At 73.4% G+C, this 12,402-nt stretch carries 10 protein-coding genes; 6 read left to right on the top strand and 4 right to left on the bottom strand.

Features of this window, described 5'->3' with window-relative positions:
- Position 1 precedes the first annotated feature (1 nt).
- Positions 2 to 1,297 (bottom strand): hypothetical protein, encoded by a 1,296-nt coding sequence (locus ACGF0D_RS21995; protein WP_392918629.1) that lies wholly within the window; start codon positions 1,295 to 1,297, stop codon positions 2 to 4.
- Between the two features lie 404 nt (positions 1,298 to 1,701).
- On the opposite strand from ACGF0D_RS21995, the gene ACGF0D_RS21990 reads away from it, so the two are divergent.
- From ACGF0D_RS21990 to ACGF0D_RS21980, 3 genes are read left to right on the top strand one after another with little or no spacing between them, the layout of a single operon-like run.
- On the top strand, positions 1,702 to 2,343 hold the full coding sequence (locus ACGF0D_RS21990; protein ID WP_392918626.1) for a class F sortase: 642 nt from the start codon (positions 1,702 to 1,704) through the stop codon (positions 2,341 to 2,343).
- Complete coding sequence (locus ACGF0D_RS21985; RefSeq protein WP_392918624.1) at positions 2,340 to 3,665, top strand: alpha/beta hydrolase; 1,326 nt, start codon at positions 2,340 to 2,342, stop codon at positions 3,663 to 3,665. Before ACGF0D_RS21990 ends, ACGF0D_RS21985 begins: the two co-directional genes overlap by 4 nt.
- On the top strand, positions 3,662 to 6,232 hold the full coding sequence (locus ACGF0D_RS21980) for a rhomboid family intramembrane serine protease (protein ID WP_392918621.1): 2,571 nt from the start codon (positions 3,662 to 3,664) through the stop codon (positions 6,230 to 6,232). Before ACGF0D_RS21985 ends, ACGF0D_RS21980 begins: the two co-directional genes overlap by 4 nt.
- A 76-nt stretch (positions 6,233 to 6,308) precedes the next feature.
- On the opposite strand, the gene ACGF0D_RS21975 is transcribed toward ACGF0D_RS21980, so the two are convergent.
- On the bottom strand, positions 6,309 to 6,734 hold the full coding sequence (locus tag ACGF0D_RS21975; RefSeq protein ID WP_392918618.1) for an SsgA family sporulation/cell division regulator: 426 nt from the start codon (positions 6,732 to 6,734) through the stop codon (positions 6,309 to 6,311).
- 311 nt (positions 6,735 to 7,045) lie between these two features.
- Between ACGF0D_RS21975 and ACGF0D_RS21970 the strand changes: the two genes are divergently transcribed.
- The 3 genes from ACGF0D_RS21970 (at position 7,046) to ACGF0D_RS21960 (ending at position 10,763) form a co-directional block, all read left to right on the top strand.
- Complete coding sequence (locus tag ACGF0D_RS21970) at positions 7,046 to 8,878, top strand: DEAD/DEAH box helicase (RefSeq protein ID WP_392881355.1); 1,833 nt, start codon at positions 7,046 to 7,048, stop codon at positions 8,876 to 8,878.
- 389 nt (positions 8,879 to 9,267) lie between these two features.
- Positions 9,268 to 9,918, top strand: a complete 651-nt coding sequence (locus ACGF0D_RS21965) for an IclR family transcriptional regulator (protein ID WP_049654777.1) — start codon at positions 9,268 to 9,270, stop codon at positions 9,916 to 9,918.
- Positions 9,919 to 9,956: 38 nt separating this feature from the next.
- Positions 9,957 to 10,763, top strand: a complete 807-nt coding sequence (locus ACGF0D_RS21960; protein WP_392880966.1) for a S16 family serine protease — start codon at positions 9,957 to 9,959, stop codon at positions 10,761 to 10,763.
- 58 nt (positions 10,764 to 10,821) lie between these two features.
- Here the strand turns inward: ACGF0D_RS21960 and ACGF0D_RS21955 are convergent, their stop codons facing one another.
- Positions 10,822 to 11,592 carry an IclR family transcriptional regulator gene (locus tag ACGF0D_RS21955; protein WP_392918615.1) on the bottom strand — a complete coding sequence of 257 codons (771 nt, stop codon included), beginning with the start codon at positions 11,590 to 11,592 and terminating at the stop codon, positions 10,822 to 10,824.
- Between the two features lie 152 nt (positions 11,593 to 11,744).
- On the bottom strand, positions 11,745 to 12,311 hold the full coding sequence (locus tag ACGF0D_RS21950) for an Lrp/AsnC family transcriptional regulator (RefSeq protein WP_392880971.1): 567 nt from the start codon (positions 12,309 to 12,311) through the stop codon (positions 11,745 to 11,747).
- Positions 12,312 to 12,402: the final 91 nt, after the last annotated feature.

Below are 12,402 nucleotides of genomic sequence, written 5' to 3'. Positions count from 1 at the left end.
GTCAGCCGGCGGCGGGGGCTCCGGCCCCCGCCGGGGCGCCGAGGAAGGCCTCCCAGCCGCCGGCCGGGGCCTGGCCCGGGGCGAGGGTCTGGAGCTTGCGCAGCACCGCCGGGTCCTGGGCGTCCAGCCAGTCGACCAGCTGCCGGAAGGAGACCAGCCGGACCTCGGGCTTGCTCGCGATGGCCCCGAGGACCTCCTCGACGGCGTTCATGTAGATGCCGCCGTTCCACTCCTCGAAGTGGTTGCCGATGACGTACGGCGCCCGGTTCCCGTTGTAGGTGCGGTCGAAGCCCATCATGTAGGCGTCGCGGGCCTGGGTCTGGAAGCCGGGGTGGAGCGCCGGGTCGGCCTTGGTGTTGGGGCCGCACTGGTTGTACATGATGTTGTAGTCCATCGAGAGCACCTGGAAGGTGTGCCCGGGGAACGGGATGGACTGCAGCGGGAGGTCCCACAGCGCGCCGCCCTGGATCTTCTGCGGCCACACCTGGGTGCCGTTGCCGCTGCTGTCGTAGCGCCAGCCGCGCCCGACCGCGGTGGGCAGCAGGTTTCGCTGGCCCTCCAGGCAGGGGGTGCGGCTGCCGATCAGCTCCTTGCGGTAGTCGAAGGGCAGCGCCGGCAGGTCGGTGAAGCCGGTGTTGGTGCGCCAGTTCATCACGAAGTCCATCGCCTGCTGGATCTCGCTGTCCCACTCCTCCGGGGACCACTTGCCGACGCCGGTGGAGCCGCAGAAGTGGCCGTTGAAGTGGGTCCCGATCTCGTGGCCCTCCAGCCAGGCCGCGTGCACGTTCTCCAGGGTGTCGCGGATGTGCTGGTCGCTCAGGTAGCCGATGTCGGAGGCGCCGGCCTTGTGCTGCGGCGGGCGGTAGAGCTCCTTCTTGGACTCGGGCAGCAGGTAGAGGCCGCTGAGGAAGAAGGTCATCTTCGCGTCGTGCTCCTGGGCCAGCCGGCGGAAGCGGGCGAACAGGCCGTTGTCGAGCTCGCCGGCGCCGTCCCAGGAGAAGACCACGAACTGCGGTGGCCGCCGGCCGGGCTCCAGCCGTTCGGCGACGGGCTGGTGCGGCTGGGCGCCGGTGTCCGAGGTGGAGCCGTCGCCGATCACGACGGTCCGCTGCTCGGGGGCCGGCGCCGGGGCCGGGACGGGAGCGGCGCCCTGCTCGTCGGCCGCGCCGGTGGCCGGGACGGCGGCGTCGGTCGCCCGCTCTCCGCCGGTGGCGTGATTGCTGCCGCAGCCGGCCGCCAGGGCGGCGGCGGTGGCGGCGCCGGCCGCCAGCAGGGTGCGGCGGGAGAGGGCGTCCATGGTCACTCCGTTCGTTGGGCGGTGGTGGGCGGTGGGCTGGAGTGCGCGGTCCCGTCGGACACACGGGTGGGGAACCGTAACCGGGTCAGCATGGCACGAGGGCGGGGCCGTTCGGAGAGGCGCAGCGGGCGGTCGTGAGCGATCGCTCGAACGACGCAACCGATCGGGTCCGTTGAACCGTCGGTAGCTCGTGTCGGGTGTGTTCCCGGGGGGATCGTGTGTGGAAGGTGTTCGTCGCACTCCGCTACCGGATGCCCACGGGGCGCAGGGAAAGGGCGATCAACCCTGCCGATCGGCGGGTGCCGGTACGACCGTCGTATGGACGTGCCATACAGTCCGTTCCGGTTGAATTGTTCCCAGGAAACTCCCAGGAAGTGGGGTTCCGTCGGCAGAGGGGAGCGCCCGTGGGCGTCCAGCAGAGCGGGGGGCCCTGGCCGGGCACCCTGGCGGCGGGTGCCGCGCTGGTGCTCGGTGCCTGGCTGCTGCACGACGGAAGCCCGTCGCTGCCGCCCGCGCCGGGGGCCGGCCAGGCCCGGGCCGGGATCGCGCCGGTCTCGATCGTCCCGCCGCTGGGCCCGTCCGCGCCGACCCGGATCCGCATCCCCGCGGTGCGGTTGGACGCCCCGGTCACGGCGCTCGGACTGGACGCCGACGGCCACCTCCAGACCCCTCCCGAGGGGGACCGGAACCTGGCGGGGTGGTACCGCGGCGGGGCCAGCCCCGGCCAGCGCGGCACCGCGATCCTCGCGGGGCACGTCGACAACAAGGCCGGCCCCGCGGTCTTCTATCATCTGGGCGCGCTCCGTCGGGGGGACCGGATCGAGATCGCCCGGGCGGACGGCGCCACCGCCGTCTACCAGCTCTACGCCATCGAAGTGCACGACCGAAAGGACTTCCCGGACGATCGGGTCTACCGTCAGGCCACTGACGCGCAGCTGCGGGTGATCACCTGCGGCGGCTCGTACAGCGAGGAGCACGGCTACGACGGCAACGTCGTCGCCTACGGCTTCCTGGCCGACACCACCCCGCCGGGCCGAGCCGCATGAGCACGTTGACCCTTGCCTCCCGCTGGAATCCGATCGACTGGCCCCTCACCGAGGGCCTGATCCCGCACGCCGTGCTGACGGCCGGCTGGGCGGCGCTGTTCGCGCTCGCCGTCGGCCGCGGCCGGAGCTGGTGGCGGGTCCGCCTGCCCGCCGCGCTGGTCACCGCCGCGGCGCTCAGCTGGCTGCTGGACGCCGTGGTCGACGGCTGGTGGCACCCCTTCCCGGAGGGCACGCCCCGGTACGTCACCTGGTGGATAGCCGTCGCCCTGCTCGGGCTCTGCCTGGCCGGTTACCGGATGCGGCGGCTCACCTGGCGCCGCCGGGGCGGCGCGCTGGCCCTCAGCGGCCTGGTGCTGCTGATGTCCTCCTCCGAGGTCAACATCGGCTTCGGCCAGTTCCCGAGCGGGCGCGTGATGCTGGCGCCGTGGCTGACCAAGACCGACGGGCTGGTCGCCACCAAGGCGGGCCAGACCGTGACCGCCCCGCCGGGCAAGTCGCTGGAGGAGGTCTGGAAGCCGCCGGCGGACCTGCCCGCGAAGGGCACCGTCTCGGTGGTGCCGATCCCCGGCACCAGGTCGGGCTTCCAGGCCCGCGACGCGTACGTCTACCTCCCGCCCGCCTACCAGGCCACCCCGCGGCCGCTGCTGCCGGTGGTCGTGATGATCACCGGTCAGCCCGGCATCCCGGGGGACTGGGTGCTGTCCGCCCAGATCAACGAGACGCTCGACGCCTACGCCGCGGAACACGGCGGCCTCGCGCCGATCGTGGTGATGCCCGATCAGCTCGGCTCGACCTGGGCCAACACGCTCTGCCTCGACTCCAAGATCGCCAAGGCCCAGACCTACCTCGCGGTGGACGTCCCCGAGTGGGTCCACCAGAACCTCCAGGCCGCCACCGGCCGCACCGCCTGGGCGATCGGGGGCGCCTCGATGGGCGGCACCTGCGCGCTCCAGCTCGGCGTCAACGCGCCCGACGTCTACGGCACCGTCCTCGACATGTCCGGGCAGGAGGAACCGACCCTGGGCAGCCGGGAACAGACTGTCAAGGCCGCGTTCGGTGGTGACGAGAAGAAGTTCGACGAGGTCGATCCGCTCCAGGTGATGGCCCGCAAGAAGTTCCCGGACACCAACGTCGCGTTGGTCGTCGGCGAGACCGACGAGGAGTTCAGACCACAGATGGAGAAGGTCTACCACGCCGCTCAGGCGGCCGGAATGAAGGCCAAGTTCGATCTGATGCCGGGCGGCCACGGATGGGTCGTCTTCCGGCCCGGCATCGGCCAGCAGCTGCCGTGGCTCGCCCAACAGACCGGGCTGACCCGGTGACCGGGGCGACCGCGCTGGCCGCCGTCGGCGAGCACCGCGGGCCCGGGCCGGAGCCGGAGCGCGCCGCCGAACGGGGCGCCGACCGGGCCCCGGTCACCCGGACGCCGGAACCGGGCCCGCAGAAGCTCCGGCGGGCGGCCGGGGCGCTCGGCTCCCGGCTGCGCTCGGCGCCGCTGACCCTGACCCTGCTGGCCGGGCTCTGGCTGCTCGGCGCGGCCACCGGCAGCCTGGGCCACGGCCCGTCCGACCGGCTGCTCGAGCGGGCCGGGATCGGGCTGTCCACGCTGGCCGAGGGCCACTGGTGGGCGCCGGTCACCTCGATGCTCTGGTGCTCGGGCACCGGCTCGTACGTGTTCACCAGCCTGCTGCTGCTCCTGGTCGGCCCGGCAGCCGAGCACCGGCTCGGGCGGCCGCGCACCCTCGCGGTGCTGGTCGGCGGGCAGGTCGTCGGCACCCTGCTGGGCACCGCCCTGGTCGCCTTCGGCTCCTCGGCGGGGGAGCAGTGGACCGCCTCGGTGGCCGACCAGATCTCGGTCGGCCCGGGCGTCGGCGCGTTCGCGCTGGCCGGGGTGCTCGGGTACCGGCTCACCGTGCTCTGGCGCCGCCGGCTGCACCTGCTGGTGCTGCTCGTCCCGCTGGTGATGACGCTGTACGTGGGCCACCTGCAGAGCGTCCAGCGGTGCGCCGGCGCGCTGGCCGGGCTCGCCCTGGGCGCCCTGGTCAGCCGGGGCCGCCCGCACCTGCGCACCCACCGCTCCTCGCACTCCGAGACCCGGGTGCTGGTCGCGCTCTGCCTGGTCGCCGCCGCCTTCGGGCCGCTGCTCGCCTCGCTGTACGACAACGCCAGCGGGCCCTTCAACACCTTCTCCGAGCTGTACTTCTCGCACCGGCTCAGCCCGGACGAGGTGGCCGACTTCTGCGCGCTGTCGGCGCACGACTGCGCCCGGGCGCACGCCGTCGTCCGGATCTTCGACACCCCGGGCCGGATGATGGCCGCGCTGTTCCCGGCGCTGCTGCTGGTGCTCGCCGAGGGGCTGCGCCGGGGGCTGCGGTTCGCCTGGCTGGTCACCGTGGCCACCGAGCTGCTCTGGGCGGCGCTGCTGTGCTGGCTGTACCTGGACGCCGGGCCGGTCAGCCGGGACGTGGTGCAGTACTTCGTCGAGGCGCTGCTGCTGCCGCTGCTGACCACCGTCCTGCTGGTCGCCACCCGCAAGCGGTTCCCGCTGCGGCTGTCCGGCCGCTCGGTGCGCCGGCTTGCCCTGGTGCTCGGCGGCGCGGCGTTCGCCTCCGCGACCGCCTACGTGGGGATCGGGCGGCTGGTCGCCGGGGAGTTCGAGCCGGGGGCGACCGCCCGCAGGCTGGTGGCCGGGCTGCCGGCCCAGTTCCTGCCGCCCGCGTACAACGACCTGCTGCCGGACTACCCGATCGCGGTCGGGCCGGTGGCGCGCCTGCTGGAGACGTACTGCGGGCTGGTGTTCTGGGTGGTCGCGCTGGCCGTGCTGCTGTCGGTGTTCCGCCGTCCGGTGCTGCACACCGACGCGGCGGCGGCCGGCCGGGCGCGGGCGCTGCTGGCCGAGCACGGCGGCGGGACGCTCTCGTTCATCGCCACCTGGGACGGCAACCACTACTGGTTCGACGAGGGCGGCCGGGCGGCCGTCGCCTACCGGGTGGTGGGCACCGTCGCGCTGACCACCGGCGACCCGTTCGGTGCCCCGGAGGACCGGGCCCGGGCGGTGGCCGGCTTCGCCCGGTACTGCGACGCGCGCGGCTGGACGCCGTGCTTCTACAGCGTCTGCGGCGACACCAGGGCCGCCGCCGCGCAGCTCGGCTGGCGCTCGGTGCAGGTCGCCGAGGACACCGTGGTGCCGCTGCCCGAGCTGGCCTTCACCGGCCGCAAGTGGCAGGACATCCGCACCGCCCTCAACAAGGCCGGCAAGCAGGGCATCTCAGCGGAGTGGTGGGCGTACCACGAGGCGCCGCTCGCGCTGCGGGAGCAGATCCGGGCGATCTCCGAGGAGTGGGTCTCCGAGAAGGGCCTGCCGGAGATGGGCTTCACGCTCGGCGGGCTGGCGGAGCTGGACGACCCGGACGTGCGGGTGCTGGTCGCGGTGGACGAGCAGCGGGTGGTGCACGGGCTGACCAGCTGGATGCCGGTGTACGAGGACGGCGTTCCGGTCGGCTGGACGCTGGACTTCATGCGCCGGCGCTCGGACGGCTTCCGCGGGGTCAGCGAGTTCCTGATCGCCTCGGCCGCGCTCGGGTTCAAGGAGGAGGGCGCGCGCTTCCTTTCGCTGTCGGGCGCGCCGCTGGCCCGCACCGGGCAGGACGAGGAGCCCACCGGGCTGCAGCGGATGCTGGACTGGATGGGCAGGGTGCTGGAGCCGGTGTACGGCTTCCGCTCGCTGCTGGCGTTCAAGGCGAAGTTCCAGCCGGAGTACCGGCCGATGTACATGGCGTACCCCGACCCGGCCGCGCTGCCGGGCATCACCAGGGCGATCGGCAAGGCGTACCTGCCGCACCTGACGGCGGCCCAGGGCGTGCGGCTGATGCGCAGGCTCTCGGGCTGAGCGGAGGTCACAGTCCCCGGGCCCCGGACCCGGGAGACCGTGCGCCGCTGCCCCGGCCGTGGCGCCGGGCCGCCCGTCAGCCGAGCAGCTGGGCGAGCGCGCGGTCGGCGTCCAGGTGCAGGTGCTCCTCGCCCTCGGGGACGAGCAGCCGGCTGCGCCACAGGAAGCGGCGCAGGTCGGCGGTGTCGAAGCGGAGCAGCGCGGTGCCCTCGGGGGCCCGCAGCTCGACCATGGTGCGCCGGCCGACCGCGGGCCGGACGTGGACGTCGCCGACGCCGGCCGGCAGCTCGATGCCGGCCGACAGCAGCTGGCGCGCGAAGATCCAGACGATGTCCTCGGAGTCCCGGCGTTCGGCGGGGTCGTCCAGCGAGAACTCGGAGGGGAAGGCCATCCGGACGGCCAGCGGGTCCTCCGGCAGGTAGGAGAGCACCACCCGCAGCCGGACGGAGCGGTGGGCGGAGAGGATCAGGCGGGCCTGGACGGTCTCTTCGACGGTGCGCACGGGGGGGATCCCTTCGGTTCGGTGCGAGGCCGCGCTTCGGCAGGTGGGGTTGGTGCGGCCTCACCCTGGTGAGAGTCACGGGGCGCCTGGTGCTTACCGGGTTTCACGGAGTATTCGATGTGATCCGGGTCACATCGATTTCCGGCCGCGCGGGCCCGCCGTGGAGCCTCGCCTGGAGGCTCGAACGGCGCCGGGCCGGTACGCTGGGCGGGTTGTCCGATCGCCGCCCGACCGCGGGGCGAGGCCGCAAAACCGCCTCTGACCTGCGATGATCCCCCTCGGAGACCGTGAGTACTGCCGCCGCCTCCTCGATGCCGCTGTTCTCCGACGTACCGGAGTCGCAGGCCCCCGTCCGATCCGTCGGCCATGCCGCGCCCGCTGGCTCGCACCACCTCTCCCCGGCCTTCCCCGGCCGCGCCCCCTGGGGCACCGCGGGCAAGCTGCGGGCCTGGCAGCAGGGCGCGCTGGACAAGTACATCGAGACGCAGCCGCGTGACTTCCTCGCGGTCGCCACCCCGGGCGCAGGCAAGACCACCTTCGCGCTCACCCTGGCCTCGTACCTGCTGCACAACCACCTGGTGCAGCAGGTGACCGTCGTCGCGCCGACCGAGCACCTGAAGAAGCAGTGGGCCGAGGCCGCCGCACGGATAGGCATCCGGCTGGACCCGGCGTACTCCTCCGGGCCGCTGTCCCGGGACTACCACGGCATCGTGGTCACCTACGCGGGCGTCGGGGTGAACCCGATGCTGCACCGCAACCGGACCGAGGCCCGCAAGACCCTCGTGATCATGGACGAGATCCACCACGCCGGTGACTCCAAGTCCTGGGGCGAGGCCTGCTTCGAGGCCTTCGAACCGGCCACCCGCCGACTGGCGCTGACCGGTACGCCGTTCCGCTCGGACACCAACCCGATCCCGTTCGTGGCGTACGAGGCGGGCGGCGACGGCATCCGCAAGTCCGTCGCCGACTACACCTACGGCTACGGGCACGCGCTGGCCGACCACGTCGTCCGCCCGGTGATCTTCCTCAGCTACAGCGGCAACATGCGCTGGCGCACCAAGTCCGGCGACGAGCTGGAGGCCCGGCTCGGCGAGCCGATGACCAAGGACCTGATCGCCCAGGCCTGGCGCACCGCGCTGTCCCCGCAGGGCGAGTGGATCCCGGCGGTGCTCCAGGCCGCCGACCGGCGCCTCACCGAGGTCCGCAAGGCGATCCCGGACGCCGGCGGGCTGGTCATCGCCACCGACCAGAACGTCGCCCGGGCGTACGCCAAGATGCTGCGCGAGATCAGCGGCGAGAAGGTCACCCTGGTGCTCTCGGACGAGACCGAGGCGTCCAAGCGGATCTCCGACTACGCGGCGGGGACCTCGCGCTGGATGGTCGCGGTCCGCATGGTGTCCGAGGGCGTCGACGTGCCCCGGCTGTGCGTGGGCGTGTACGCGACCTCGATCTCCACCCCGCTGTTCTTCGCCCAGGCCGTCGGCCGCTTCGTGCGCGCCCGCAAGCGCGGCGAGACCGCCTCGGTGTTCCTGCCGACCATCCCGCTGCTGCTGGGCTTCGCCAACGAGATGGAGCTCCAGCGCGACCACGTGCTCGACCGGCCGAAGAAGGAGGGCGAGGGCCTCTTCGACGAGGAGGACCGGCTGCTCGCCGAGGCCGAGCGGGCCAACGACGGGCCGGACGGCGCCGGCGGCGAGGAGTTCTCGTACGAGGCGCTGGGCTCCGACGCGGTCTTCGACCGGGTGCTGTACAACGCCATGGAGTTCGGCATGCAGGCCCACCCGGGGAGCGAGGAGGAGGAGGACTACCTCGGCATCCCGGGCCTGCTGGAACCGGACCAGGTGCAGATGCTGCTGCAGAAGCGCCAGCACCGGCAGATCCAGCGCAGCAAGGCCAAGCCCGCCGAGGAGGCCGACCTGCTGGAGCTGCCGGCCGAGGAGCGGCCGGTGGTCACCCACCAGGAGCTGCGGGAGCTGCGCAAGGAGCTGAACGCGCTGGTCGCCGCCTGGCACCACCGCACCGACCAGCCGCACGGCACCATCCACAACGAGCTGCGCCGCCAGTGCGGCGGGCCGCTCACCGCGCAGGCCACCGCGAACCAGCTCAAGGCGCGGATCGCGAAGATCCGGGAGTGGGCCAGGTAGCGGAGCCGGAAGCGGGCGCGGCTCCGTCCGCCGCGCCCGCTCCGCCGTGTCCGCTCCGGGGCGCTCGCTCCGGCGCGTCCGGTCACCGGACCGGGGGCGCGGCCGCGGCCCGGCGCACCCGGCGAATCGCGGGGGTTCGTCCCGAATTCGAGGCGGTGTTGAAGTCGATCACGCCCGAATTTTGGACAACCACTTCCGCCGCGTCATTTCCTTCACTACCTTTCCCCCACGCTCTTCCGTCGGGCAACCCCCGCGGGACGGCGTCGCAGGGCCGCACGCGTCAAGGACGACGCCGTGCGGACCGAGCGCGGCCACCCCCACCTGCGCGCGACACCGACCTTGGAACGGCGCCGCCCGCCCCGCGAGCGCCGCGGAAAGGATTGCCCGTCGTGACTGCCGAGACCTCCCAGACCCTGGACCGCGGCGTTCGGGTCCTCAAGCTCCTCGCCGACTCCGAGCGCGGACTCACCGTGACCGAGCTGGCCGCCCGGCTGGCCGTCAACCGGACGGTGGTCTACCGGCTGCTGGCCACCCTGGAGCAGCACGGACTGGTCCGACGGGACATCGGCGGGCGCGCCCGGGTGGGCCTCGGCGTGCTGCGCCTCGCGCACCGGGTGCACCCGCTGCTGCGCGAGGCCGCCCTCCCGGCCCTGCGCAGCCTGGCCGAGGACCTCGGCGCCACCGCCCACCTGACCCTGGTGGACGGCAACGAGGCGCTGGCCGTCGCCGTGGTCGAGCCCAGCTGGACCGACTTCCACGTCGCCTACCGGACCGGCCTGCGCCACCCGCTCACCGAGAGCGCGGCCGGCCGGGCGATCCTGGAGGCGCGCACCTTCCCCAGCCAGCGCAGGCCCGAACAGGGCTTCGTCATCACCCGTGCGGAGGAGCAGTCCGGGGCGAGCGGGGCGGCCGCCGCACTGGTCGGACTCAGCGGCATCGAGGGCAGCGTCGGCGTGGTGATGCTGAACGGCATGGTGCCCGAGCGGGTCGGCCCCCGGGTGGTGGAGGCGGCGACCGAGGTGGCCGACGCCCTGAGGTAGCACCCGCGCGGGTCGTCGGGTGTGTTTGGATTCCCCTTGTGTCCGAGACCAAGCTCACCAAGGCCCTCACCTCCCCGCGGACCCGCGCGCTCACGCTCTGCGGGGTGCTGGTCGCCGCGCTGTTCGGCGTGGCCGCCTTCGTGCCGCTGCCGTACACCGTCACCTGGCCGGGCCTGACCGCGGACACCCTGGGCACGTACGAGAACAAGCCGGTCCTCACCATCACCGGGGCGCCGCTGCGCACCACCGAGGGCGAGCTGCGGATGGTCACCATCACGGCGACCAACCCGGGGCAGAAGAACACCTTCTGGCGCTCGCTGCAGGCGTGGTTCGACCCGAAGGAGGCGGTCCGCCCGACCGAGACGGTCTACCCGGAGAGCAACCCGGCGAAGGCCGACGAGGCGACCGCCCAGCAGATGGCCGAGTCGCAGGACGCCGCCACCGCGGCCGCGCTGGACTACCTCCACCTGTCGCCGGACCAGGTGAAGGTCAAGATCGACCTGGGGGCGGTCGGCGGCCCCAGCGCCGGCCAGATGCTGGCGCTGGGCATCGTCGACAAGCTGGCCGGCGACGGCAAGGGCGGCGACCTCACCGGCGGGCGCACCATCGCCGGCACCGGCACCATCGACAAGGACGGCACCGTCGGCCCGGTCGGCGGCGTCCCCCTGAAGACGCAGGCGGCCGCCCGGGACGGCGCGACGGTGTTCCTGCTGCCCAAGGACGAGTGCACGGACGCCAAGGTGAACACCCCGGCGTCGCTGCGCCTGGTGCCGGTCGGCAACCTCGCGGAGTCGGTCTCCGCCCTCCAGGCGCTGAGGAGCGGCGGCACCGTCCCGTCCTGCTGACCGTCCCCCACGGCCGGCGTTCCCGCTGGGGCGCCGGGGCTGACCGGCCCCGGCGCGGTCAGATCCCGAAGGCCACCGAGGCGAAGTCGTCGCCCAGCCGGGTGTGCAGCTGGGCGGCGATCCCGGCCAGCCGGTGGGCCTGGGCCATCGGCAGGGACACCGAGATCGCGCCGATGCCGTTGCCCGCGACGATCGGCACCGCCGCACCGGCCGAGCCGATCTCGTACTCCTGGAACTGGGTGATCGGGACGACCCGGCGCGGGCCCTGGCGCGGCAGCAGCGGCAGGCACGCCGGGTCCCGCAGGGTGTACGGGGTGAACGGCACCATCGGGTAGCGGGCCAGGTGGTCCCGGCGCTCCTCGGCGGTCATCAGGGCCAGCACGGTCTTGCCGGCCGCGGTGGCGTGCGCGGCGGCCCGGAAGCCGGCCCGGTCGATCAGCGGCGCGCCGGGGGCCTCGGCGGCTTCGACCAGCTCCACCTCGCCGTGCCGGTACCAGGTGAAGTAGACGGCGGCGGACAGCTCGTCGGCGAGCATGCCCAGCAGCGCCTTGAGCCGGGCCCGGCCCGTCGCCGGACCGTCGTACCGGATCAGCCCGGCGACCGCGGGGCCGGTCAGGTAGAGGCCGCTGTGGCGTTCCAGGTAGTGGTCGTGCACCAGGGTGCGCAGCAGGTGGTACGTGGTGCCCAGGGCCAGGCCGGTGTCCCGGGCGAGCTGCTTGGCGGTGGCGCCCTTGGGGTAGCCGGCGGCCGCCTGCAGCAGGCGCAGGGCGCGCTGGGCGGAGGCGATGAGGGTGGGGGCGGTTCCGTCGGCCGCGACCGCGTTCGTCATGCGGGGGCCGACCCGGGGGAGGGCTCGGTCGGCACGCGTTTCAGCGGACCGGAGGGCGGCGCGAGAGTTAGTAGAACGTTCATATATAAATCTTGCGGCCACCGACGCCTCACGGATGTGCCAAATCGGCGCGTCGGGCCGTGTCTCCCCTCCTACTCGGCGGCGGCCTGGTCCACCAACGGCAGGATCCGGTACGGAACCGGGTTCTCCAGCACGATCGCGGTGGACGAGCGGACGATCCCGTCGAAGCCCAGCACCCGGTCGATCACCCGCTGCAGATCGGCGTTGGACCGGGCCACGATCCGCACCAGCATGTCCCCGATCCCGGTGATGGTGTGCAGCTCCAGCACCTCCGGCACGCTCGCCAGGTGCGCCCGCACGTCCGCGCCCTGGCCCTGGGAGATCTCCAGGGTGGCGAAGGCCGTCACCGGGTAGCCGATCGCCGCCGGGTCCACCTCCGGGCCGAAGCCGCCGATCACGCCCTTGGCCTGGAGCCGGTCCAACCGGGCCTGCACGGTTCCCCGGGCGACCTGCAGCCGGCGCGAGCACTCCAGCACCCCGATCCGGGGCTCCTCGGCGAGCAGCCGGATCAGCCGGCCGTCCAGCGGGTCGATGGCGTCGTTGGTGCTGACCGGCGGGGCGGCGGAAGCCCCTTGCGGGGCGGAGGAGTTGGCTGCGCCGGGGGAACCCGGGGAGTTCGGGGAGTGGGCGGGGGGCATTCGCGGCACCGTCCTGGGGTGGGCATTCTGTACAGCTGCGCGGCCGATTCTCCCGCTCCGGAGCACAGCTTGACCAGGAGGAAACGGAACA

The sequence above is a fragment of the Kitasatospora sp. NPDC048298 genome (assembly GCF_043201465.1).
GTDB lineage: Bacteria > Actinomycetota > Actinomycetes > Streptomycetales > Streptomycetaceae > Kitasatospora.
Note: the sequence above shows the minus strand (reverse complement) of the source record. Positions and strands in the feature narration are given on the sequence as shown.

Coding starts and splice junctions, on each gene's coding strand:
- ACGF0D_RS21995 (WP_392918629.1), bottom strand. CDS start 1,297: ATGGACGCCCTCTCCCGCCGCACCCTGCTGGCGGCCGGCGCCGCCACC.
- ACGF0D_RS21985 (WP_392918624.1), top strand. CDS start 2,340: ATGAGCACGTTGACCCTTGCCTCCCGCTGGAATCCGATCGACTGGCCC.
- ACGF0D_RS21970 (WP_392881355.1), top strand. CDS start 7,046: ATGCCGCTGTTCTCCGACGTACCGGAGTCGCAGGCCCCCGTCCGATCC.
- ACGF0D_RS21955 (WP_392918615.1), bottom strand. CDS start 11,592: ATGACGAACGCGGTCGCGGCCGACGGAACCGCCCCCACCCTCATCGCC.
- ACGF0D_RS21950 (WP_392880971.1), bottom strand. CDS start 12,311: ATGCCCCCCGCCCACTCCCCGAACTCCCCGGGTTCCCCCGGCGCAGCC.